Source organism: Microvirga sp. P4_A5 (assembly GCF_056402495.1).
In genome coordinates, this window is sequence record NZ_JBFUHH010000046.1 from 1 (window position 1) to 23,765 (window position 23,765).

Consider the following 23,765-nt stretch of genomic DNA (forward strand, 5'->3'; position numbering starts at 1 on the left):
TTCCGCCACCGAGCCGTATTTGGCGGTGTCGTAATTGATCAGCTTCATCTCCGAGAGCTTGGGCGCGTCCTTGGAGATCGGCGCATTCTTGTTCGACGGGATCGAATAGATTTTCAGGTCCGCTCCGACGAGCTTCTGCGCGTCCGCCGACAATGCCCAATCGACGAATTTTTGCGCCGCTTCGGTGTTCTTGCCGCCCTTCACGATGGAGACCGAGCCGGTCTCGTATCCGGTCCCTTCACACGGAGCGAATGTCTTCACCGGTGCGCCGTCGGCGATCATCGTCACCATGTCGTGCATGAACGCGATGCCGATGGCGGTTTCGCCCAAGGCCACCGCCTTCACGGGCGCGGCACCGGATTTGGTGTATTGGTTGACGTTCTTGTGCAGCGCTTTCATGTAGTCGAATGCCTTGTCCTCCCCCATCAACTGCACCATGGAGGCGAGGAATACGTAAGCGGTGCCCGAGGAGTTCGGATCCGAGATCTGCACCTCGTCGCGATATTTCGGATCGAGCAGATCGGCCCAGCATTTCGGCTCGGGCAGGCCGCGGCTCTGCAGCACCTTGGTGTTGTAGCCGACACCGAGCGCGCCGAGATAGGTGCCGGTGGAGCGATTGCCGGACTGGTCCGCGAAGCGCACGGCCCAATCATAGAGCTCGCTTCGCATGGGCGATTTGTATTCGGCCGTCAGGCCTTCCTCGGCTGCCTGAATGTGAGAGTCGCCGGGACCGCCCCACCAGATATCGGCGCGCGGATTCGAGGCTTCGGCGCGGATCTGCGCCAGCGTCTCGCCGGTGCTCTTGCGCACCATCGTGACCTTCGTGCCCGATGCCTTCTCGAAGGCTGCGACACCGATCCGGCATTGCTCTTCCAGGATCGAGCAATAGACGGTGAGCGGCGCTTGCGCCTGGGCGGCGAGGGGTGCTGCGAAGACCGTTGCGGCGAAAGCGAGACTTGAGAGCGGCAGGCGCATTTCTTTCCTCCATGAGCGGCCGCACGTGGAAGGCGGCTTTGCGGCGATCAAGGAGGTTAGCCGGCTTGTTGTCAAGCTGGGGCTGCCTCGCGCAGCACGCGCAACAAAAAAGCCGCGCGTGATGGGCCCGGCCCGTTCATGACGGTCAGAGAAGGTCGGTGCGGATTACCAGCTCGTCAGGACCGCGCCCTTGAAGGTGTCTTCGACGAACTTCTTCACTTCCGGCGTGTGGTAGGATTCCACCAGCACCTTCACCCACGGCTTGTCCTTGTCTTCCGCGCGCACCGCGATGACGTTGACATAAGGTCCCTTGGGATTTTCGCGCGTCAGCGCATCCTTGACGGGGTCGAGGCCGGCTTGCGTGGCGTAGTTGGTGTTGATGACGGCTGCGTCCACGTCATCGAGAACGCGCGGCGCCTGCGCGGCGTCGATTTCGACGAATTTCAGTTTCTTGGCGTTCTCGGTGATGTCGATGATGGTCGGCTTGAAGCCGACGCCGTCCTTCAATTTCAGAGCGCCCTTGTCCTGCAGCAGCAGCAGCGCCCGGCCGCCATTGGTCGGGTCGTTGGGGATCGCGATGGTGGCGCCGTTCGGGATCGCGTCCCAAGCCTTGTGCTTCTTCGAATAGATTCCGATCGGGAAATTCACCGTGAGCGCGACCGTCTCGATCTTGTAGCCGCGATCGGTTTTCTGATTGTCGAGATAGGGCTGGTGCTGGAACGAATTCGCCTCCAGTTCGCCCGAGGCCAGCGCAGCGTTCGGCACCACATAATCCGAGAACTCGGTGATCTTGATATCGAGGCCCTTCTTGGCGGCGATGGGTTTCACGGCTTCGAGAATCTGCGCGTGAGGTCCGGGCGTCACGCCGATGCGGACGGTTTGCGTTTGCGCTGCGGCGGGAAGGGCTGCGAGCGCCAGGATGGCGACGAGGCCGAGTTTTTTGAGAGACATCTTGTTCTTCCTTGTGGTGTTGCGAACGAAAGATCAGGCGAAAGATCAGGCTTGGCGAGCGCGTTTGTTGAGATGACGGGAGAGGCGGTCGCCGAGGCTTTGCAGGGCCTGCACGATGACGATGAGCACGACCACGACGGCCAGCATCATCTCGGGCATGAAGCGCTGGTATCCATAGCGGATGCCGAGATCTCCCAGGCCGCCGCCGCCGACCGCGCCCACCATGGCCGAGAAGCCCACGAGCGACACGAGGGCGAGGGTGAGCCCGAGGACGATGGCCGGAAGCGCTTCCGGAATCAAAACCTTCAGGACGATCTGCAGCGGGCTTGCGCCGAAGGCGCGCGCCGTCTCGATCAAACCCTGATCGACCTCGCGGATCGCGCTTTCGATGAGACGGGCGATGAACGGCGTCGCCGCGACGGTGAGCGGCACGATGGCCGCGTTGGTGCCGATCGACGTGCCGGCGATGAGGCGCGTGAAGGGAATGATCGCCACCACGAGAATGATGAAGGGTGTCGAGCGCGTCGCGTTGACGACGATTCCGAGCACGCGGTTTAACCACGGGGCAGCGAACAGCTCGCCCTTGCCGCTGGTGGCGAGGAACACGCCGAGCGGGAGGCCGAACAACGTGCCGATGATGGCCGCCACAGCCACCATCATCAGGGTTTCGCCGGTGGCGGAGGCGATCAGCCGGATCATTTCAGGCGACATGGCCGAGCACCTCCGTGTCCAATCCGTATTGCGTCAGGAAGCCGAGAGTCGGCGCGAGAGACGTCTCGGGGACGCCGATGACGAGGATGCCGCAGGGACGACCCGCGATCTCGTCGACGGATCCCGCCAGAATATTCGCCTCGATGTTGAGGTCGCGCGCGAGGCGCGCCAGAACCGGGTCGGTGGCATGGGGGCCGCGAAAGCCGATGCGTATGATCGCCTGACCCTCTGGGACGGGCTCCGTCTGGAGTCGGTTGGCAATGTAGGCCGGCAGCGCGCGGCCGGTCTCGTCGGCGAGGAACGATCGCGTGACTTCGTGTTGCGGGCGCGTGAACACGTCGAACACATTGCCCTTCTCGACGATCCGCCCGCCCTCGATCACCGCGACTTCCCGCGCGATGGAGCGGATCACGGCCATCTCGTGCGTGATGAGCAGAATGGTGAGGCCGAGTTCCGCGTTGATGCGCGACAGCAATTCGAGGATCGAGCGGGTGGTCTCGGGATCGAGCGCCGAGGTCGCCTCGTCCGACAAAAGAACCTTCGGCTTGGTGGCCAGCGCCCGCGCGATGCCGACCCGTTGCTTCTGCCCGCCGGATAATTCGGCCGGGTAGCGGTTGTGCTTGTCGGACAATCCGACGAGGGCCAGCAACTCTTCCACCCGGGTGCGGATCGCTGCCTTGTCGAAACCCGCGACCTCGAGGGGCAGGGCGATGTTCTCGGCGGCCGTGCGCGACGAGAGCAGGTTGAAATGCTGAAAGATCATGCCGATCGAGCGGCGCGCATGGCGAAGCGCCGCCTCCGGCAGCACGGCGATGTCCGAGCCGTCGACGACGACGCGCCCGGAGCTGGGCTTTTCGAGCCCGTTCACGAGGCGGATCAAGGTGGATTTGCCCGCGCCAGACCGGCCGATCACGCCGAGAACCGAGCCCTGCGGCACCGCCAGGTCGATGCCGTCGAGCGCGGTCACGGGCGCGCCGTGCCGGCCCGTGAAGACCTTCGAGACCCCCTCGAGCCGTACGATCTGCTCGACGGGAACCAGGCGCTGCTGCGCTTGCTCGTCGAGATATCCGATGGACGCGTTCATGAACCGGACCTTCCTTCCGAAAGATCTCTCGCCCGTTCTGTTCTCTTTGTCAACCTATTCGTCCTTTTAATCGGAATATCTGTTTTTAAGAACGATCCGACGTTGTATCGCCGCACTTGAGCAGAATTCGGTCCATATCTTCGCCATGAGGCTGGTCGATGGGGCTTCTCGTGTTGATACGGTCGGCCCCGACCGACTAGAACCTTTGGCTGCCGTTCGGCAAAAGCATTGTGTGGGAATGATCTAGATGGTGAAGGCTAGCCTTGCGGCGGGACTTGCGGGTCTCGTTCTGTTGGCGCTCCGGCTCGGCGGCGTGTCGCTTTCGATTGTGGTTCCGGTCGCGGTGCTGGGCCTTGCCGCGGCCCTCTACCTTTCGGCCTCGATGCCGAAATTCCTGAAAGTCTTCAATGGCGTGCTGGCGGCCGTCGAGGTCGTGCTCGTGCTGATGATCCTGGCCGATGCGTTCGGCTGGATCTCGGAGGATCTCGCGGCCTATGTGCCGCCCGCCTCGATGCTCGCCGGCGGCACCATCTTCGCCTTTCTGATCTACGGCATTTCGCGCATCCCGGTGATCCGCACCATCATGACCATCGCGGATCGCTATTTCGATTCCACCGCCATGAGCCAGATCGAGATTCCGTTGATCGGCACCGTGCGGGCGTCAGAGGGCCGGATCGGCACGGCGCTCCTTGCCGGGCTCATCGGCCTCAACCTGTTCCAGGTCGCCCTCAGCGTCCGGCTGAACTTCTTCGGCCGCGACATGTTCAACGCCCTGCAGGTCAAGGACGGGCCTGCCTTCTGGTACCAGCTTTTCTGGATCTTCGTTCCGCTGGCGGCGATCTACGTCTCGGTCGCGCTCGTCGAGATCGTGTCGCAATACGTGCTGCGCATCCGTTGGCGCTCGTATCTCAACGGCCGCTATGTGAGCCAATGGCTCGATGACGGCACGCATTACCGCATGCAACTCGTCGGGCGAGAGGCCGACAACCCAGATCAGCGCATCGCCGACGATCTGCGCAGCTACGTCGATCAGACCTACACGTTGTCCATCGGCCTTCTCAACCAATCGGCCACGCTCGTGTCGTTCGTGGCGATCCTCTGGGCGCTCTCGCGCGACTTCACGCTGCCGGGCACCGACATTCCGGTTCCGGGCCTGCTCGTGTGGGTGGCCATTCTCTATGCGCTCTTCGGCACATGGCTCACGCACATCATCGGCCGTCCGCTGATCGGCCTATATTTCCGGCAGGAAAAGGTGGAGGCGGATTATCGCTTCTCCCTCGCCCGCCTGCGCGAATACACCGAGCAGATTGCGCTCCTCGGCGGCGAGGAGGCCGAGAAGCAGGCGTTGGGACGACGCTTTGGCATGATCGTCGAGAATTTCATGCAGATCGTCCGCCGCGTCATGAACCTCACGATCTTCCAATCGGCCTACTTCCAGGCAAACGTCGTCGTGCCCTACATCCTGACCGCGCCGTATTACTTCATCGACAAGATCACCCTGGGTCAGATGCAGCAGACCGTCGGTGCGTTTTCGAGCGTGCAGGGGGCGCTCACCTTTTTCATCACCTCCTATTCGACCATCGCGAGCTACAAGGCGGTGATCGACCGTCTCACCACCTTCGAGGCGGCGATCAATGGCGTGCGCCGCGAATCCGGCAAGGGCGTGCAGGTCACCGAGGCCGCCTCCACGGGGCCGGACCTGCGGGTCTCGAACCTGGAAGTGGCGCTCCCCGACGGGCGCGCCCTGATGCGCGCCGAGGATGTGCGGTTCAGGAATGGCGAGACCACGCTGCTGACAGGTCCGTCGGGCTCCGGCAAATCGACGCTCTTCCGGGCGATCTCGGGCATATGGCCGTTCGGGCGGGGCAAGGTCGACGTGCCGGCCGGGCAATCGATGATGCTGCTGCCCCAGCGCCCGTATATCCCCATCGGCTCGCTGCGGGCCGCCATTACCTATCCGGGCATGCATGGCGAATATGACGACGCGGCCATCAAGGCGGCGCTCACCGCCGCCAAGCTGCCGGCCCTCGTCGACAAGCTCGATGAGGAGCGGGCCTGGGCGCAAACCCTGTCGCTGGGCGAACAGCAGCGTCTCGCGATCGCCCGCGCGCTCCTGGCAAAGCCCGATTGGCTGCTGCTGGACGAGGCGACGRCCGCGCTCGACGAGCCCACCGAGGCCGAAATCTATCTGATGTTGAAGAAGACCCTGCCGGAGACCACCATCGTGTCGATCGGCCACCGCTCGACGCTCGCGGCTTTCCACGAGCGCAGCATCGGCATGCAGAAGGGGGCGGACGGGCTGTTCTCCCCGGTCGAGAAGCGGGAGACGGCCGCGGCCAAATAGACGCCGCTCGCACAACTAAAAAAGGCGACGCCTTCGCGTCGCCTTTTTGGTGATCGGGTGCCGGACGATCAGAGGGACCGTTCGAACTTCAATTCCCCGTTCTGGGTCTTGATGATGAGGGTCGGGCCGTTGATGTCCCACTTGGCGGCGGTGCGCAAAGCCACCAGGAAGGCCTGTTCGGACGCCATCGCGGCCTTGTCGCAGGATTTCTTGGTCAGGGCGAACGGGCCCACCGCCATGCCCTGCTCGCGCAGCGGATAGGTGGTCGCCGAATAATTGTTGCAGCCCCCGAAGCCGCGGGCGCGAAGCTGGTCGTCGAGGGAGAAGGTCGGCCGCTCGCCGCCGAAGGCCTTGCCGTTCAGGCTGACCGCGACCCAGGACGAACCCAGCGGGAAGATCTTGTCCTGCTGGCCGGGCTGGGGAACCTTGGGATCGACGGCCCGTGTCGGTCCGGCCGGGCGGCCGAGCACCGATGCGGTTTGTGCGGTGGCTGCCGGGATGGCAGCAAAAGCGGCCAGGAGCGCCGCTAGGCGTAGCGCATTCATCAGAACCTCTTTCGTCGAGATTGCCGGACCATAAGGGGGCTTTGTCGCAGAGGCAACGCCCGAGCGACACGCGCCAGATGCGTTGAAGCACGCCAAAGCTGAAGCCCGGCTGAAGGGCACGGACGCCTCAGCCGAGACGGCGCAGGAGCCGCTCGGTCAAGGCGTTGGTGGGGCGGAACAGATAATCGAACGCCCGTACGGAAATGTCGTGCGCGCCGAGCGCCTGCAGGCCTGCCACGAGATCGAACACGACGGCACTGCGGCAATGGAGCACGATCTCACGCCCGAGCGGCTCCCCGTAGGGAAGAGAGGCGTCGAACTCCCGCACCAGCCCCGCGAGCGACGATGTTTGCGCCGGGTCGAGATTGGCGCGGACTTCCCGGCTCGTGCGGGCTTCCTCCTCGGCGGCGATGCGGGTGAGGACCGCCGTCGCGGCCTGCCGCGCCCTGGCGGACCAGGGTGCCCGCGTCGAGGCAACGAGATTGGCCTCGGAGCGCAGGATGAGGCCGTCATCGAGGATTTTCAGCGCGTTTGCCGCCAGCGTCGCGCCGGTGGTGGTGATGTCGACCACCAACTCGGCGGAGCCCGCTCCGGGTGCGCCCTCGGTAGCGCCGAGGCTCTCGACGATCCGGTAATCGGCGAGGCCCTTTTCGGCGAAGAAGCGGCGGGTGAGGTTCAGATATTTGGTCGCGACCCGCATCTTGCGGCCCCGGCGGGCCCGGAGATCGGCCGCGACCTCGTCGAGATCGGCCATGTTGCGCACGTCGATCCAGGCCTGCGGCACCGCCACGATGACGTTCGCGTGTCCAAAGCCCAGCGGGGTCAGCATCTCGACCGCGTCATCCGCGTCGGGGATCTGCTCGCGGATGAGGTCCTCGCCGGTGATGCCCAGATGGGCGACGCCGGTGGCGAGCTGATTGACGATCTCGGACGCCGACACGAAGGCGACTTCCACGTCCGGCACACCTTTGAGCGTCCCGCGATAATCCAGCGCGCCGCGGGACTGCGTGAACACCAGGCCCGCGCGGGCAAAGAAAGCCGCCGCGTTTTCCTGCAGGCGCCCCTTCGAGGGGACGGCCAGAATGAGAGGGGAATCGGTCATCGGGCTTTTTCCACGAGCCGGTCCAGCCAGAACGAGCAGCCCACGGCCGCGATCGGCGTCCTGGCCCCGAGATGCTGCAGCAGGCCATCGTAACGGCCGCCTCCGATGATGGGTTTTCGGTCGCTGCGGCGGGGATCCTGCACCTCGAAGATGAAGCCCGTGTAATAGTCGAGATTGCGGGCGAAAGCCGCCGAAAACGAGAAGCGCTCCACGTCGAGACCGCGCGCCGCCATGAAGCCGGTGCGCTCCTCGAAGGCGCGCAAGGGCTGGCTGAGATCGAGGCCGGCTCCGCCCGCGAGATCGCCGATGGCAATCGCCGCCGCGTCGGGATCGCCCGAGATGGCGAGATAGCGCTCGATGACGAGCCGGGATTCGTCCGGCAGACCGGTGCGGTTGGCGGCACGGGCGAGGAAGCGCTCGGCGATTTCGCCGGCACTTCGACCACCCACGCGCGCAATGCCTGCGATGGACAGGATGTCCTCCACGAAGGCCTTGGCGGCCTGCGGCGCCTGTCCCTCGATCGCCGCAAGCAAGCCGGCGTGGCCCGATTGGCCCTGGCTCTCGGCTTCGCTCAGGCTGTCGAGCCCCTGGCCGGAGACGATGGCGCGGATGACCCGTCGCTTGGCGGCGGGCGGTATTTTCAGGGCGTCGATCAGCGCGTTGAGCAGCCCCATATCGCCGAGCTTGATGGTGGGCGACGGTGTCAGGCCGATCTGCTCGAGGCCTTCCAGCGCGAGGCCGAGAATTTCCGCATCCGCTGCCGCCGCGTCCGGACGGCCGATGGATTCGAGACCCGCCTGCATGAACTCGCCGCTCTCGCCGGGACGGGTCCGGAAGACCGGGCCGCCATAGCTGTATCCGGCAGGCTCGGCGCCGTGGGCGTGCAGGTGCTGGAGGCAGACGGGGATGGTATATTCGGGCCGCAGGCACAATTCCGTGCCGGAGGCGTCCTGCGTCACGAACATCCGGCGGCGGATGTCCTCACCCGACAGGTCCACGAAGACGTCCGCCGGCTGCAGGATTTTCGGCTCGACCCGCGCATAACCCTCGCGCTCGAACAGCGCGATCAGCGCAACAATGGCATCCGTCTCCGTCACTGGCGTCGCTCTAAGCTTGATCCAGCACGCTCTCTAGCAACGCTTGGCCGGGAAGGCGACCGTTTTTGGCCGGCAGGGTGAACGTCGCCGTGGCACAAGCCTCGGCGACGACGAAATCCGGGTTGGATCAGGATTCGGAACTCTTGGCCGCCGTCACCGGAACGGCGGCGGGCTTACGCGCCGCAGCCTTGCGTTTCTTCGGCGCGGTCGACGTTCCGGCTGCCTTCGGTTTGCGGGCCGCGGACTTGGCGCGGGCGGGCGCTGGGGCCTTCACGTCCTCCGCCAGCAGCGAAGCCGGCAGGAAATGCCGTGCCGCATCGGTCACGACGCCTGCGACGGCACCGGCCGCGGTCTGAACCGCGTCCCGCGCCGCATCGTTTTTCATCGCATTGGCGTCCCGGGTCTTGGTGAGCGCGGCGGCGGCAGCGGCGGCGGCGGCGATCAGCACATCGGCCAAGACCTCGCGTCCGAGGTTGGAATTCATCAACTCCTTGATCGGGCCGAAATTCCGGAACGCCTTCGAGAGTTTCGCGCCGGAATCCTTCTTTTTCGGCTTTCCGGCAGCTTTTTTAGTGTTCGTCTTAGCCTTCGGCACGATGGTTCTCCTCATGGTCAAGCTTGCGGGATAACAGGCGGCGGCGCATTCGGTTCCGTCGAGGGCGTGTCTAGCCGAAATGGCGCGCCAGAACCTCCCGCACCGCGTCCACCAGCTGGTCCTCTGCGACCGAGAACTGCGCCGGGCGCGCGGCTTTCCATTCGGCGTTGGAGCCGATGGCATCGGCGGCCTTCGCGCCCTCGATCAGGTCCTTGATCTCGACCTCGCCGCGCTCGCGCTCGTTCGAGCCCTGGATGATGACGCAGGGGCTGTTGCGCTTGTCGGCATATTTCATCTGCGCCTTCATGCCGGAGGATCCGAGATAGAATTCGGCGCGGATCCCGGCCTTGCGCAAGGTGGTGACCATGCGCTGGTAGGAGGCGATCTGGTCCTTGTCCATGACGAGCACCACCACGGGGCCGGGCTGCCGGTCGCCGGAGACGATCGGGCTCTTGACCATCTGGAGCGCGGAAAACAGCCGCGAGACCCCGATGGAGAAGCCGGTGGCCGGAACGGGATCCGGCCGGAAGCGACCCACGAGCCCGTCATAACGCCCCCCGCCGCCGACAGAGCCGAAACGCACTGGCCTGCCGTCTTCGTCCTGAACCTCGAAGGTCAGGTCCGCCTCGTAGACCGGGCCGGTGTAATATTCGAGGCCGCGCACGACCGAGGGGTCGATGACGACGCGGTCGCCGTAGCCCGAGGCCTCGACGAGCCCGGCGATTTCCGCCAGTTCCCCGACACCTTCTTCGCCACGGGCCGACCCGCTCACCACCTTGCGCAGGTTCTCGATGGTCTCAGTGCCGGTTGCGCCCTGAGCGGCCGTGAAGGCCAGCACGCGCTCGATGGCGCCGGGCGCGAGTTCGGCGCCTTTGGTGAAGTCTCCGCTCTCGTCCTTGCGGCCCTGACCGAGCAGAAGCGCGACGCCGTCCGCGCCCAGCCGGTCGAGCTTGTCGATGGCCCGAAGGACGCTCAGGCGCTGCCCGGCGTGCGCCTCGCCCGCGATGCCGATGGCCTCGAGCACCCCGTCCAACACCTTGCGGTTGTTGATCTTGATGACGAATTTTCCGTCGAGCCCGAGATTATCCAGAGTATCGGCCGCCATCATGCAGATTTCCGCATCCGCCGCGACCGAGGCCGCGCCGACCGTGTCGGCATCGAATTGCATGAACTGCCGGAAACGGCCCGGGCCGGGCTTCTCGTTGCGGAACACCCAGCCGCCGCGATAGCTGCGATAGGGCTTGGGCAGGGCGTCGAAATGCTCCGCCACATAGCGTGCGAGCGGCGCCGTCAGGTCGTAGCGCAACGACAGCCATTGCTCGTCGTCGTCCTGGAACGAGAACACGCCCTCGTTGGGCCGGTCCTGGTCCGGCAGGAACTTGCCCAGTGCGTCCGTGTATTCGACGAACGACGTCTCGACGCCTTCGAAGCCGTACAGCTCGTAGGTCTCGCGGATTTTTGCGAGCATGCGCTCGGTGGCGGCAAGCTCCGCTGGACCGCGATCGGCGAAGCCACGGGGCGCGCGAGCCTTGATTTTGTCGGCTTTGGACATGGTTTCGACGGCCGTTTCTTGTTGGGGAAGCGTACCTTGCCTCCTACCGCGCGAAGCGGGGAGGGGCAAGCGGCGCATCGCCCGCATCCCTCACGGCGATGAGGGCGGCGCCTGTCTCGAACGAGGCGCCGCCTTAAGACTTAAGCGATGGCGCGGATCACCTTCGCGAGCTTGTCGGTGATCTCGCCGATCTGGTCCTCGGTGATGATCAGCGGCGGGGAGAGCGCGATGGTGTCCCCCGTGATGCGCATCATCAGCCCCTCGTTGAACCCGCGATCCATCGCCTCATAGGCGCGGGCGCCGACGGCGCCGGGGCGTGATGCGAGGTCGATGGCGCCGACGAGCCCGACGGTGCGGATGTCGAGGACGTGGGGAAGCTCCTTCAGGCCATGCATGGCATCGGCCCAGAGCGGCTCCAGGGTCTTTGCCCGCTCGAACAGCTTCTCGTCCCGATAGATGTCCTGGGCTGCGAGCGCCGACGCGCAGGCGAGCGGATGGCCCGAATAGGTATAGCCGTGGAAGAGCTCGATCATGTTGTCCGGGCCCTTCATGAAGGCGTCGTAGAGCCCCTTGCGGACCACGACCCCGCCCATGGGCACGGTGCCCGAATTCACGCCCTTGGCGAAGGTGATCATGTCGGGGATCACACCGTAGCGCTCGGCCGCGAAGGCGGTGCCGAGGCGGCCGAACCCGGTGATGACCTCGTCGAAGATCAGGAGGATGCCGTATTTGTCGCAGATCTGGCGCAGCCGCTGCAGATAGCCCTTCGGCGGCGGCAGGACGCCGGTCGAGCCCGCCATCGGCTCGACAATGACGGCTGCGATGGTGGAGGCGTCGTGCAGCGCCACGATCCGTTCGAGATCGTCGGCGAGATGCGCGCCCCATTCGGGCTCGCCGCGCGAAAACGCCTGTTCGGCCCGGTTATAGGTGTGCGGCAGATGGTCCACGCCGGCCAGAAGCGTGCCGAAGAACTGGCGGTTCTTGACGATGCCCCCGACCGAGATGCCGCCGAAGCCGACCCCGTGATAGCCCCGCTCCCGGCCGATCAGGCGCGTACGGCTTCCCTGGCCGCTCACGTTCCAATAGGCCAGCGCAATCTTCAGCGCCGTATCGGCCGCCTCGGAGCCGGAATTGCAGAAGAACACGTGGTCGAGATCGCCGGGCGCGAGCTGGGCGATCCGCGACGCAATGGCAAAGCCCCCCGAATGACCGAACTGGAAGGCCGGCGAATAATCGAGCTCGGCCGCCTGTTTCTGGATCGCCGCCGTGATTTCGTCCCGGTTGTGGCCCGCGTTGCAGCACCAGAGCCCCGCCGCCCCGTCGATCACCTCACGGCCTTCCGGCGTGTAGTAATACATGCCCTTGGCGCGGGCGATCATGCGGGGGTTCTGCTTGAACGAGCGGTTGGCGGTGAACGGAAGCCACCAGGCGTCGAGGTCGTTGGGCGCCCCGAGATCGTTGGCGGCGCGGGCTGAATGGGCGGTCATGTCGTTTCCTGCTGAGAAGATGTCCGCCCCAGCCTATCAGCCGTTCGGAGCCGCCGCAAAAGAACTCTGCGTTCAGCCCGTGATGGCAGTCGCCTCATACTCCGCCGCGTTCAGCGCGCGTCCGCGGTGCAACAGCATTCACTTTACGTAAACCGTCTCTTGCGGTCCCCGCTGCGGTGAGACAACATCATAACATGTGATTCGTCGGTCCTTTCCGTGGGAAAACCGAACCACGGGGACGGGGGCGCCCAGGGTGGAAACAGGCAGAGATCCGAAATGGTTCGAAACCGCCGAAGCGCGGCTGGTCGTTCTGGGATCGACCGCCGGAGCGGCCGTGGCGGTGATCGCCTATGCGGCCGACATCGCGGCTGCGACGACGGCGCTCATGCTGTTTCACGTGGCGGCGCTGACGGCGTTGGCGGCCGCCTGGCGGCGGGCCGATCTCGCCGCCCGGACGGCCCTTGAGAATGCCCATGAGCTCGATTTTCTGGCAAGCCGACTCGTCAGGCTCGAGCAGCAGGCCCGCCTGCCCAATCCCGGTTCCCCGGTCCTGCGCTCGACCATGGCCGAAGTGACCGGCACGGTCGGCCTGCTGGGCGGCGTGGTGCGGGAACTCGCCCGCAACGTCGCGGCGCAAAACCGCGATGTCGCCGACATCCGGGACAGCCTCCAACAATCGACGCCGGGAGCGGAGCGCCCCTCGCTCAAGATCGTCCCCGAGCGGCGCCAGGAGGCGGTTGCGCCCGCTCTCGCCCAGCCCGATCCCTCGCTTCTGCGCATGCGCCCGGCCGAAACGGAAAGCGAGCTTCGCCGCACCCGCGTGGTCACGCAGGCCTTCGAGGCAGACCGCATCGAGCTTCATCTGCAGCCCGTGGTGGCTTTGCCGCAGCGCAAGGTGCGGTTCTACGAGGCTCTCGCGCGGCTGCGGCTCGATGACGGCACGCTGCTGGCGCCGGGAGAGTTTTTGTCCCATCTCGAGCGCATGGGCCGCGCGCCGGAATTCGATCGCCGGGTTCTCAAGCGCTCCATCGCGGTCGCCCGCCATCTCATGAGTCGCGGCAGCGAAGCCATCGTGACGGTCAATCTCTCGCCCCGCTCTCTGCGTGACCCCGGTTTCATCGCCTCGCTTTCGGCGCTCGCCGCCGCATCCCCGGACATTGCCGGCAAGATCGTCCTCGAACTACCGCAGAGCTGCTGGCGGGGGCTCGATGCCGCCGAGAAGCGCGCCTTGGCGGATCTCGGAAACGACGGGCTGCCGCTTTCGCTGGATCAGGCGCCGGACCTGAATTTCGACGCCCGTGCCCTGTCCGATCACGGGGTGCGCTTCCTGAAGCTGCCCGCCGAGATGCTGATCGCCGCCGCGAAGGCGGATGCGGAGGCGGAGGTCAGTGTGCGGGATTTCGCCTCGATCCTGCGCCGCGCGGGCATCAGGTTCGTCGCCGACCGGGTCGAGCACGAGGATATGGTGCCGGCCCTGGCCGAGCTCGGCATTCCTCTCGCGCAGGGATTCGTCTTCGCGGCGCCACGCGCCGTGCGGGCCGAAGTCTTCGGTGAAGCGGGGCAGGGCCGACCCGGCGATCTCCGCCGCGTCGGTTGACTCACGGGCGGCAAGAGCCTACCCGCCGGCTGCACAGCAGTGAGATGCCATGACCGCGCCCGTCCGTCCCGCTCTCGTCGAGGGGCTGCAGCCCCTGTCCGACCGCTACGACCTCGTCCTCTGCGATATCTGGGGCGTGCTGCATAACGGCGTGAAGGCCTATGAGGCCGCCGGCGAGGCGCTGACGCGGTTTCGGGAGGGTGGCGGGCACGTCATCCTGGTGTCGAACGCTCCGCGCCCGGGTCATTCGGTCGGGACCCAGCTCGACGGTTTCGGCGTGCCCCGCCAGGCCTACGATTCCATCGTGACGTCCGGCGACCTGAGCCGGCTTGCCATCGAGGAACGCGCCGATCAGGTGTTGCATCACATCGGCCCCCCGCGCGACCTGCCGATGTTCGAGGGCCTCCCCATCCGCTTCGGCGACATCGCCGAGGCCGATTATGTCGTCTGCTCCGGGCTCGAGAACGACGAGGTGGAGAATGCTGGCGATTATCGGCCGCGCCTCGACGCCATGCTCAAGCGCGACCTCCTGATGATCTGCGCCAATCCGGATCTGCTCGTCGAGCGTGGGCACAGGATCATTCCGTGCGCGGGCGCAATCGGGCTGGCCTACGAGGAGATTGGCGGCCGGGTGTATTATGCGGGCAAGCCCCACCGTCCGATCTATGAGCGGGCTCTCGCCGAAGCCGCGAGCTTGCGCGGCCGCGAGATCGACAAATCCCGGGTACTCGCCATCGGCGATGCCATTCGCACCGATATCGCCGGCGCCGCGGCGTTCGGGATCGACTCGCTGCTCATCGCGCGGGGGATCCACGCCGAGGAACTGAACCTTCATCGGGGCGCGCTGGTGTCGCAGCATGTGCAGGATTGGGTCGATCGGCAGGAGGCCCGACCGCAGGCGATCACCACGACGCTGTCCTGGGCCGCATAGGTGGTCTGGCTGCTTGACCGGCGGTCGGGATTTCGACACGGTCGCGGCCGCTGAAGCTCTCATAAACCCGGTCATGCCGCAGATTTCCTCGTCACATTCGCCGCCATTCACGGTTTGCCGTGACGACGATTCCGTGCCGCCGCACCTCGAGGGGGCTTTCGCGGCGCTCGGCAATTTCGACGGCGTGCATCGCGGGCATCAGGAACTCATCCGACAGGTGCTCGGCTCGTCGCATCCCGGCGCCGTGGTGACATTCGAGCCGCACCCGCGCGCGTTTTTCCAGCCCGATCATCGCATGTTTCGCCTCACGCCCGAGGCCATCAAGCTGTCGATATTCGCCCGGTTGGGATTGGCCGGCGCGTTCGTGCGTCGTTTCGACCGCGCATTCGCATCGCTCAACGCCGAGGGGTTCGTCGACCTTCTGGCCCGCGACCTGAAATTATCGGGCGTCCTCATCGGGCACGATTTCCATTTCGGCCAGGGCCGCACCGGCACGCCTGAGATGATGCGGGACCTGTGCGAGGCCCGCGGACTTGCCTGTCACGTCGCATCCGCCGTGACAGACGGTGCGATGCCGGTGTCGTCGAGCGCGATCCGCAAAGCCCTCGAAGAAGGCCGCGTCGGAGACGCCAACCGCTTGCTGGGATATCGCTGGTTCGTTCGCGCCGAGGTGCGGCACGGCGAGAAGCGCGGGCGCGAACTGGGCTATCCCACGGCCAATATGCGCCTACCGGACGATTGCGGCTTGAAGCACGGAATCTATGCGGTCCGCGCTACCGGCGAAGGCGTCGCGGTCGACGGCGTGGCGAGCTTCGGCCGCAGGCCCACCTTCGATAACGGCGCGCCGCTTTTGGAAGTCCATCTGTTCGACTATGCGGGCGACCTCTATGGCCGGATCGTCGACGTGGAATTCGTCGGCTGGATCCGCGGCGAGGAGAAGTTCGACGGGATCGCGCCTCTCATCGCCCGCATGGACCTCGACTCGCAGAAAGCGCGGCGGACGCTTGCGCAGGATCGCATCGCGTCGATGATGGGCTAATCAAGCATCGGGCTTGAGCGCGCGCGCCGCCATGGCGTAACCGCCCATCGCCCCATCCACGAAGTGGATATGATCGCTGCGGGTCGCAGAGGGCACGAAGCAGGTCATCAGGGCCGCGTCCTGCCGGTGCATCCCGTAACGGGCGACTCCGTCCCGCTCCGCGTCGATCAACAGCCGCTCCAGTTCGTCGGCGAGCGCCGGCGTGCAATCGAGCGTCATGCGAAGCCCGTCGTCGAATTTGCGGAAATCGGAGTTCTCGACGAGCTGCCGGCGGTAGATGGCGGGATCGAAACCGCCGATCGGGCGGTTCAGCCGGAAGATCGCGAAGGCCACCAACCGACGGGCTGCGAGCATCAGGGTTCCCATGACGCCGGGGTGCGGCAGGGTTCTCTTTTCAATGTCGAATCCCAGGAAGGGCGAACCGATGGCAGGGCCGCCCTCGGGGATGGGGCGGCGGGCGCCGGTGCGGCTTTCGGCCAGCCGCAGGACCCGGCCGATCAGCCGGTTGAACGGGGCGAGGTCCGCACCAGGCGACGCTGGAACGGCGATCAGCGAGAGGATCAGCCCGTTCTCCGCCCGAATTTCCTCGAAGCGGCACGACAGCCCGTTGAGGTCGGGCCGCGATCCTGGCCGGGCCGGCTGCAGCGCGAATTCTCCGGCTTTCATCCGCTGTTCCGCATAGGCAAGGCCACCGCCGGTGAACATCGCGTAGGAAACGTTGGGCGAGGGGGCAAAGCGCGCCACCTGAACGTCGACGCCGCGCCCGCGCAATTCGTCGACCGAGACCATGGCGACCCGCAGCTCCAGCGCGAACTCGTCGCGCACCCACCCGGCCACGCTGGCAAGCGCCTCCGCGGCCAGAGACCGAAGCTGGGGCGGAAGGGCGAAAGCCGCCCCGTCGCCGCCGAACACGAACGGGAAGTCATTGTCTTTCAGCGCGTTCGCCACCGCGACTATGACGGCGGCCGCGGCGGTGTTGACCACCTTGTACCGCCCCGCCTCGATGGCGGCGGTGGAGCGGACGATGTCCGACGTGCCGATCAGCCAGCCGGCCGGCAGCGGGGTATAGATCGTCGGATCGGTGAGGTTCTCGAAGCTGTCGAAGATCGGCAGCCCGGAATAGAAGCCCGAGGGATCCGCGCCCAGCCCCGGACTCACTTCCGTCCTCGTTTGGGCTTCCATCGACATGATCGCGCCTCGGCGGGTTTTGCGAAACCCTCATGGCATTATGGGGAGGGCCGACCCTCAGGCAAGCGGCCGGCCTTCGGGTGCGCCACGCTCGAGCGCGTCCGGCAGGGGATCACCCTCGGCGACGAAGCGCAGCGAGGCGGAATTCATGCAATAGCGCTCGCCGGTGGGCGGCGGGCCGTCGTCGAAGACGTGTCCGAGATGGCCTTCGCAGCGGGCGCAACGGATTTCCGTCCGCACCATGCCGTAACTCTGGTCACGCACGAACGCCACGTGATCCCGGTCGATGGGATCGAAGAAGCTGGGCCAGCCCGTTCCGGATTCGAATTTGGCCCCGGATTTGAAGAGGGGCAGCCCGCAGAGCCGGCAGCCATAGCTTCCCTGGCCCTTCGCCTCGTTGAAGACCCCGCAGAACGGGCGCTCGGTGCCATGGTCGAGAAGGACGCGCCGCTCTTCCTCGTCGAGGCCGGCGACCAGCGCGGTGTATTGCTCGGGCGTGGGAGCCGTCAGGTCGAAGCCGGCCTTCGATCGGGAGGATGCGGTCATGGAGAAGGAGGTCATCGGCGGCGCTCTCGGACAAGGGGAAGGGGCTTTCCGAAAGGGTCGGGCCGCGAAGGGGCTTTTTCAAGGGCCAATCGGGATCCCGTCGCTTTATTCTATGGGCGGGCTTTGCTAAAAGGCTGCCATGCCCAAGGTTTTTCAGGCTTCACGTGCCGTTTGCGCGCGCATTCTGCGAATTACCGGCCCGGCCTTCGCTTGAGAGCGATGTCCGGGAGCAAAGCCGTGTCCTCTCCGAGAAATGCCTGATTGCGCCGCGATTCAAGCGGAAGCCCTGAGATATTTGACCGCCATGACCGACAAGACAGAGACCGCCGCTCGCGATTATTCCGAGACGCTTTTCCTGCCCAAGACCGATTTCCCCATGCGCGCGGGTCTTCCCCAGCGTGAGCCTCAGCTCCTGAAGCGGTGGGAGGAGACGAAACTCTATGAGCGCCTCCGTGAGGTCCAGAAAGGCCGCCCCCGCTTCGTGCTGCATGACGGCCCGCCCTATGCCAACGGCCACATCCATATCGGGCACGCGCTGAACAAGATCCTGAAGGATCTGGTGGTACGCTCCCAGGGGATGCTGGGGTTCGATTCGAACTACGTTCCGGGCTGGGATTGCCACGGCCTCCCGATCGAATGGAAGATCGAGGAGGAATACCGCGCCAAGGGCAAGAACAAGGACGATGTGCCGGTCGTCGAATTTCGCCGCGAGTGCCGTGCCTTCGCCGAGAAATGGATCGACGTGCAGCGCGAGGAGTTCAAGCGCCTCGCGGTCGAAGGCGATTGGGATAACCCCTACGCCACCATGTCGTTCGACGCGGAGGCGCAGATCGCCCGCGAGATCATGAGCTTTGCCGTGAGCGATCAGCTCTATCGCGGCTCCAAGCCGGTGATGTGGTCGTCGGTGGAAAAGACCGCGCTCGCCGAAGCCGAGGTCGAGTATCACGAGAAGACGTCGAGCACGATCTGGGTGAAGTTCCCGATCACCAACACCATCGACGGCGATCTCGAAGGCGCTTCGGTGGTGATCTGGACCACCACTCCCTGGACCATCCCGGCCAACCGCGCCATCGCGTATGGCGAGACCATCGCGTACGGACTCTATCGGGTGACCGAGGCTGCGGACGACAACTGGGCGAAGGTCGGCGATCGTTTCGTGCTGGCCGACAAGCTCGCGGCCGACGTGTTCGCGGCGGCGCGCGTCACCGCATACGAGAAGCTCAAGGAGGTGCTGCCGGTCATGATCGAGCGCACGGCGCATCCGTTTCGCGGGCTCGACGGGGCAGGCGGCTACTGGGATTTCGCCGTCCCCGTGCTGCCGGCCGATTATGTGACGGACGATGCGGGCACGGGCTTCGTGCACACCGCGCCCGGTCATGGCGCGGACGATTACAACACCTTCATCAAACACCGCGCCGTGTTCGAGGCCTGCGGTACACCGCAGGTGCCTCATACGGTGTCGCCCGATTCCTCCTATTTTCCCGACATCCCGTTCTTCGCGGGCGAACGCGTCTATGACGACAAGGGCAAGGATGGCGGCGCCAACGAGGCGGTGATCAGGAAGATGAGCGAAGTCGGCGCGCTGATCGCGCGCGGACGTCTCAAGCACCAGTATCCGCATTCCTGGCGCTCGAAGGCGCCGCTTCTGTTCCGCAACACGCCGCAATGGTTCATCGCCATGGACAAGGCGCTCGACAATCAGGGCGACACCCTGCGGCAGCGGGCGCTCCATGCGATCAAGACCGTCGAGTGGGTGCCGCAATCCGGCGAAAACCGCATCACCGGCATGATCGAGAACCGCCCCGACTGGGTGGTGTCGCGCCAGCGCGCCTGGGGCGTGCCGATCGCCGTTTTCGTCCGCCGGGGCACGAGCGAGATCCTCAAGGACGAGCGCGTGAACAAGGCCATCGCCGACGCCTTCGAGAAGGAGGGCGCGGATGCGTGGTACAAGGATGACGGCGCGCGCTTCCTCGCAGCCGGTGGCCACAAGGTCGAGGATTTCGACAAGATCGACGACATTCTCGACGTGTGGTTCGATTCCGGTTGCACGCACGCCTTCGCGCTGGAGAAGCGGGACGATCTGAAGGTGACCCGCAAGGTCGATGGCGGTCCCGATCAGGTGATGTATCTCGAAGGTACCGACCAGCATCGCGGCTGGTTCCATTCGTCCCTGCTGGAGAGCTGCGGAACGCGCGGCCGCGCGCCTTACGACATCGTGCTGACCCACGGCTTCGTCCTCGACGAGAAGGGGCAGAAGATGTCGAAGTCGATCGGCAACGTGGTGGCGCCGCAGAAGGTGATCCAGGAATCCGGCGCCGACATCCTGCGGCTCTGGGTGGCGGCGTCCGACTATTCGGACGACCTGCGCATCGGACCGGAGATTCTCAAGACGTTCGTGGAAACCTATCGCAAGCTGCGCAACACGATCCGCTGGATGCTCGGCTCGCTGGGTCATTTCAACGAGGCCGACACGGTTGCGGTGAGCGAGATGCCGGAGCTCGAGCGCTTCGTGCTCCATCGCCTGGCCGAACTCGACGGGGAAATGCGCGAGGCCTATGGCAGCTTCGACTACAAGCGCGTCATCGCTCTGCTCAACTCGTTCCTGACGAGCGACCTGTCGGCGTTCTATTTCGATATCCGCAAGGACGCGCTCTATTGCGAGCCGATGTCGAGCCACGTCCGCAAGAGCGTGCTGACGGTGATCGACATCACCTTCCGCGCGGTCGCAACCTGGATCGCCCCGATCCTCGCCTTCACGGCCGAGGAGGCCTGGCTCGCGCGTTACCCGAACGCGGAATCGGTGCATCTCGAAACCTTCCCGGATATTCCCGCATCCTGGCGCGATGACGCGCTTTCGGCGCGCTGGGCGAAGATCCGCCGCGTTCGGCGCGTCGTCACCGGAGCGCTGGAGATCGAGCGGGCCCAGAAGCGCATCGGCGCAAGCCTCGAAGCGGCGCCCGTCGTGCATGTGACCGACGAGAGCCTGCGCGAGGCGGTCGAAGGCCTCGATCTCGCCGAGATCTGCATCACGTCGGGGATCTGGCTCGAATCCTCCGAGGGCCCGGCGGACGCGTTCCGTCTCGACGACGTGAAGGGCGTATCGGTGGTCCCGGCGCTGGCCGAGGGACGCAAATGCGCCCGCTCGTGGAAGGTCTCGACCGAAATCGGCACCGATCCCGACTATCCGGACGTGACCCCCCGGGATGCGCAGGCCCTGCGCGAATGGGACCGGGCGAGGGCGGCTGCGTGAGGGGTGATCGTCCGTGACACCCTCTCGCATCGGCCTCCTCGTGGCGCTTGTGACCCTGATCGTCGATCAGGCGACGAAGCTCTATGCCCTGTTCGTATTCGACCTTCCGGTTCGTGAACCCGTGGTGGTGAACCCGTTCATCAACCTCATCGTCGTCTGGAACCGGGGCATCTCCTACGGCCTGTTCCAGCAGCACACAGATCTTGGCCGCTGGATCCTCATCGTGGTGTCGATCCTGGCTTCTGTGGCGCTTTCCGTGTGGATACGCCGGACCCAGGGGCGGTTTCTCGCCGCCTCCCTGGCGCTGATCGTCGGGGGCGCCATCGGCAACGTGATCGACCGGTGGGCCTACGGCGCGGTGTTCGATTTCATCCAGCTCAGGGTCGGGGGGTGGTCCTGGTACGTGTTCAATGTGGCGGATGCGGCCATCGTTGCGGGGGTGGTCGGTTTGCTCTATGACTCCTTCGTGCTGGAGCGGCGCCGCATGGCCTGACAGGCGCCGGGTTTCGAGACCGCCTTATGTTCGCCCAATTACACGGGCAGGCGTTTCGGCCACGATGGGAAAATTTCAATAAGGTGGGTGCCATGAGGGGATTGAAGGTCTTTGGTTGCGCGGGCGCACTTGCGCTCATGGTCGCGGCCACTGGCGCGTCGGCTCAGGAAGGCGAGGCCGTCAAGAGTCTGCTGGGCAGCATCGGCATCATCCCCAAGGAAAAGCCGCCGATCAATTACAGCGAGCGTCCGCCGCTGGTTCTGCCGCCGAAGATGGAGTTGCGCGCTCCCGCGCCTCCGCGCAGCGCCGAGAACCAGGCCAACTGGCCGAAGGATCCCGACGTCGTGGCTGCCCGCAAGGCCGCGGCCGATGCCCGTGCGCCCGCCACGGAACGGGAGGCCTATCGCGCCAATCGCTCGGGCGTGCTCTCGATCGAGGAAATGCGCGCCGGCCGCAATCCCAACAACTACGTCCAGTCGCCGCCGCCCCTGACCGGCGGACAGGCCGACAACAGCAAGATGAGCCCGGACGAGCTGCGCTCCTTCGGCGTCGGTCAGGAGGCCAAGCTTTCCGGCGACGGCATCGAGCGCCGCTATCTCAGCGATCCGCCGGGCGGATTGCTGAAGGCGCAAGGCGGCGGTCAGCTCAAGGCCAGCGTCGACGAGGCGCCGGTCGTCGATCCCGAGAGCCCGCTCGGCTTCATTATGCAGCAGCAGAAGCGCTGAATTTCCGATCATCGTATTTTTCCTTCGGGCGAACGCTTAACCGCTTCGCCCGAAGGCGTTTTTAGCCCCCGGATTGGGCAACGGAACGGGTCGCCTGCACGCCAAAGGTGCACGGCTTCGCTTGCGTGATCGCTGGATTGCAGTATGTCCGCTAGTGAACATCGCCGGCCAATCCGATTCCGCCAAGGTTGAACTGTCATGGATAATATCCCCCGGCCCAATCGACGCACCGATGCACCGCAATCCGGGCGCACGGAAGGCGGCGGTCCAGAGGTGTCGTCCTTCACCCTCGCGAACGGTCTCGACGTCGTGGTGATCCCCGATCACCGCGTGCCCGTGGTCACCCACATGGTGTGGTATCGCAACGGCTCGGCCGATGACCCGCTCGGGCAATCCGGCATCGCGCATTTTCTCGAACATCTCATGTTCAAGGGCACGGCCAAGCATCCCGCCGGTGAGTTCTCGAAGGTCGTCTCGAGCCTCGGCGGGCAGGAGAATGCGTTCACGTCGTTCGACTACACGGCGTATTTCCAGCGCGTGACCCGCGAACACCTCAGGACCATGATGGAGTTCGAGAGCGACCGCATGACCAACCTGCTGCTCGACGAAAGCGTCATCGCGCCCGAGCGCGACGTGGTGCTGGAGGAGCGCCGCATGCGCGTCGAGACGGATCCCTCGGCGCAGCTCTCCGAGGCCATGGCGGCGGCTTTGTTCGTGCATCATCCCTACGGCATTCCGATCATCGGTTGGATGCACGAGATCGAAGGCCTCAACCGCCAGCACGCTCTCGATTATTACAATCGCTTCTACACACCCGAGAACGCCATCCTGGTCGTCGCCGGCGATGTCACGGCGGATGAAGTCCGCCGCCTGAGCGAAGAGACCTATGGCCAGGTTCCGGCGCGAGGCGCGCGGCCCGTGCGGTTCCGTCCGCGCGAGCCCGAGCCGGTCGCGGCTCGTCATATCACGGTGGCGGATGCGAAAGTGGAACAGCCCACCCTGCAGCGGCTCTATCTGGTGCCGTCCTGCTGCGACGCCGACGGCCGCGATTGCTATGCGCTGGAATTATTGGCGGAAGTAATCGGCGGCGGTCCGACCTCCTACCTCTACCGCACGCTTGTGCTGGAGCAGGGCATCGCCGTGAATGCCGGCGCCTGGTACATGTCGTCGGCCATGGAAGAGACGCGCTTCAGCGTCTATGCGGTGCCGGCCCAGGGCGTCACCCTCGAAGCGCTCGAAGAGGCGGTCGACGCGGCTTTGCGCACCATATCGGCGAATGCGCTCGGCGGCGAAGCCATCGAACGCGCGAAGACGCGCCTTGTCGCCGAGACGATCTACTCGACCGACAGCCAGTCTTCGCTCGCGCGTATCTACGGCTCGGCTCTCGCCATCGGCGAGACGCTCGACGATGTGCGGCGCTGGCCGGGTGAAATCGAAGCGGTGATGAAGGACGATCTCGCGTCTGTCGCGGAGCGTTTCCTCATCCCGCGCCGGTCCGTGACCGGATATCTCCAGAAGCCTGCCGATTGACCGCCTTCAAGTGAGTGAGAGTC

20 protein-coding genes are annotated in these 23,765 nt (G+C 65.4%); 8 read left to right on the forward strand and 12 right to left on the reverse strand.

Going from position 1 to position 23,765, the window contains the following annotated elements; all coding sequences use genetic code 11:
- The 4 genes from AC1DVM_RS13425 to AC1DVM_RS13440 form a co-directional block, all read right to left on the reverse strand.
- Nucleotides 1-975, reverse strand: a 975-nt coding sequence (locus tag AC1DVM_RS13425) for an ABC transporter substrate-binding protein (RefSeq protein WP_477254928.1), incomplete at its 3' end; no start/stop codon positions are given.
- Nucleotides 976-1,140: 165 nt separating this feature from the next.
- Nucleotides 1,141-1,926, reverse strand: coding sequence for a MetQ/NlpA family ABC transporter substrate-binding protein (locus AC1DVM_RS13430; protein ID WP_477254929.1), 786 nt, complete (start codon nucleotides 1,924-1,926; stop codon nucleotides 1,141-1,143).
- Nucleotides 1,927-1,971: 45 nt separating this feature from the next.
- Nucleotides 1,972-2,637 carry a methionine ABC transporter permease gene (locus AC1DVM_RS13435; protein WP_477254930.1) on the reverse strand — a complete coding sequence of 222 codons (666 nt, stop codon included), beginning with the start codon at nucleotides 2,635-2,637 and terminating at the stop codon, nucleotides 1,972-1,974.
- Entirely contained in the window at nucleotides 2,627-3,721 is a 1,095-nt protein-coding gene (locus AC1DVM_RS13440) for a methionine ABC transporter ATP-binding protein (protein WP_477254931.1), read from the reverse strand. The genes AC1DVM_RS13435 and AC1DVM_RS13440 overlap by 11 nt, the downstream gene beginning before the upstream one ends.
- A gap of 247 nt (nucleotides 3,722-3,968) precedes the next feature.
- On the opposite strand from AC1DVM_RS13440, the gene AC1DVM_RS13445 reads away from it, so the two are divergent.
- Nucleotides 3,969-6,065 carry an ABC transporter ATP-binding protein/permease gene (locus tag AC1DVM_RS13445; RefSeq protein WP_477254932.1) on the forward strand — a complete coding sequence of 699 codons (2,097 nt, stop codon included), beginning with the start codon at nucleotides 3,969-3,971 and terminating at the stop codon, nucleotides 6,063-6,065.
- Between the two features lie 68 nt (nucleotides 6,066-6,133).
- On the opposite strand, the gene AC1DVM_RS13450 is transcribed toward AC1DVM_RS13445, so the two are convergent.
- From AC1DVM_RS13450 to aptA, 6 genes are all read right to left on the reverse strand, one after another.
- A complete protein-coding gene (locus AC1DVM_RS13450; RefSeq protein WP_477254933.1) occupies nucleotides 6,134-6,610 on the reverse strand; it encodes an META domain-containing protein in 477 nt (158 codons plus the stop codon).
- A gap of 127 nt (nucleotides 6,611-6,737) precedes the next feature.
- Nucleotides 6,738-7,712: an ATP phosphoribosyltransferase gene (hisG, locus tag AC1DVM_RS13455; protein ID WP_477254934.1), complete on the reverse strand. Its 975-nt coding sequence runs from the start codon at nucleotides 7,710-7,712 to the stop codon at nucleotides 6,738-6,740.
- A complete protein-coding gene (locus AC1DVM_RS13460) occupies nucleotides 7,709-8,809 on the reverse strand; it encodes an ATP phosphoribosyltransferase regulatory subunit (RefSeq protein WP_477254935.1) in 1,101 nt (366 codons plus the stop codon). The genes hisG and AC1DVM_RS13460 overlap by 4 nt, the downstream gene beginning before the upstream one ends.
- Nucleotides 8,810-8,936: 127 nt before the next feature.
- Nucleotides 8,937-9,404, reverse strand: coding sequence for a hypothetical protein (locus tag AC1DVM_RS13465; RefSeq protein WP_477254936.1), 468 nt, complete (start codon nucleotides 9,402-9,404; stop codon nucleotides 8,937-8,939).
- 70 nt (nucleotides 9,405-9,474) lie between these two features.
- Nucleotides 9,475-10,956, reverse strand: coding sequence for a histidine--tRNA ligase (gene hisS, locus AC1DVM_RS13470; protein ID WP_477254937.1), 1,482 nt, complete (start codon nucleotides 10,954-10,956; stop codon nucleotides 9,475-9,477).
- A 140-nt stretch (nucleotides 10,957-11,096) separates the two neighbouring features.
- Complete coding sequence (gene aptA / locus AC1DVM_RS13475; RefSeq protein WP_477254938.1) at nucleotides 11,097-12,443, reverse strand: omega-aminotransferase AptA; 1,347 nt, start codon at nucleotides 12,441-12,443, stop codon at nucleotides 11,097-11,099.
- A gap of 253 nt (nucleotides 12,444-12,696) precedes the next feature.
- Between aptA and AC1DVM_RS13480 the strand changes: the two genes are divergently transcribed.
- The 3 genes from AC1DVM_RS13480 (at nucleotide 12,697) to AC1DVM_RS13490 (ending at nucleotide 16,010) form a co-directional block, all read left to right on the forward strand.
- Nucleotides 12,697-14,040 carry an EAL domain-containing protein gene (locus AC1DVM_RS13480; RefSeq protein ID WP_477254939.1) on the forward strand — a complete coding sequence of 448 codons (1,344 nt, stop codon included), beginning with the start codon at nucleotides 12,697-12,699 and terminating at the stop codon, nucleotides 14,038-14,040.
- Nucleotides 14,041-14,089: 49 nt separating this feature from the next.
- Nucleotides 14,090-14,971: a TIGR01459 family HAD-type hydrolase gene (locus tag AC1DVM_RS13485; RefSeq protein WP_477254940.1), complete on the forward strand. Its 882-nt coding sequence runs from the start codon at nucleotides 14,090-14,092 to the stop codon at nucleotides 14,969-14,971.
- Nucleotides 14,972-15,044: 73 nt separating this feature from the next.
- On the forward strand, nucleotides 15,045-16,010 hold the full coding sequence (locus AC1DVM_RS13490; RefSeq protein WP_477254952.1) for a bifunctional riboflavin kinase/FAD synthetase: 966 nt from the start codon (nucleotides 15,045-15,047) through the stop codon (nucleotides 16,008-16,010).
- Here AC1DVM_RS13490 and AC1DVM_RS13495 read toward each other — a convergent pair whose 3' ends face one another.
- Together AC1DVM_RS13495 and msrB are read right to left on the reverse strand one after the other, a co-directional pair.
- On the reverse strand, nucleotides 16,011-17,198 hold the full coding sequence (locus AC1DVM_RS13495; protein ID WP_477254941.1) for a DUF3095 domain-containing protein: 1,188 nt from the start codon (nucleotides 17,196-17,198) through the stop codon (nucleotides 16,011-16,013).
- 57 nt (nucleotides 17,199-17,255) lie between these two features.
- Complete coding sequence (gene msrB / locus AC1DVM_RS13500; protein WP_477254942.1) at nucleotides 17,256-17,759, reverse strand: peptide-methionine (R)-S-oxide reductase MsrB; 504 nt, start codon at nucleotides 17,757-17,759, stop codon at nucleotides 17,256-17,258.
- A 289-nt stretch (nucleotides 17,760-18,048) separates the two neighbouring features.
- Here msrB and ileS point away from each other — a divergent pair, with 289 nt between their 5' ends.
- From ileS to AC1DVM_RS13520, 4 genes are all read left to right on the forward strand, one after another.
- Nucleotides 18,049-20,994, forward strand: a complete 2,946-nt coding sequence (gene ileS, locus AC1DVM_RS13505) for an isoleucine--tRNA ligase (protein ID WP_477254943.1) — start codon at nucleotides 18,049-18,051, stop codon at nucleotides 20,992-20,994.
- 13 nt (nucleotides 20,995-21,007) lie between these two features.
- Entirely contained in the window at nucleotides 21,008-21,487 is a 480-nt protein-coding gene (gene lspA / locus AC1DVM_RS13510) for a signal peptidase II (protein ID WP_477254944.1), read from the forward strand.
- A 92-nt stretch (nucleotides 21,488-21,579) separates the two neighbouring features.
- Nucleotides 21,580-22,212, forward strand: a complete 633-nt coding sequence (locus AC1DVM_RS13515; protein WP_477254945.1) for a hypothetical protein — start codon at nucleotides 21,580-21,582, stop codon at nucleotides 22,210-22,212.
- A 198-nt stretch (nucleotides 22,213-22,410) separates the two neighbouring features.
- Nucleotides 22,411-23,742 (forward strand): M16 family metallopeptidase, encoded by a 1,332-nt coding sequence (locus AC1DVM_RS13520; protein WP_477254946.1) that lies wholly within the window; start codon nucleotides 22,411-22,413, stop codon nucleotides 23,740-23,742.
- Nucleotides 23,743-23,765 lie beyond the last annotated feature (23 nt).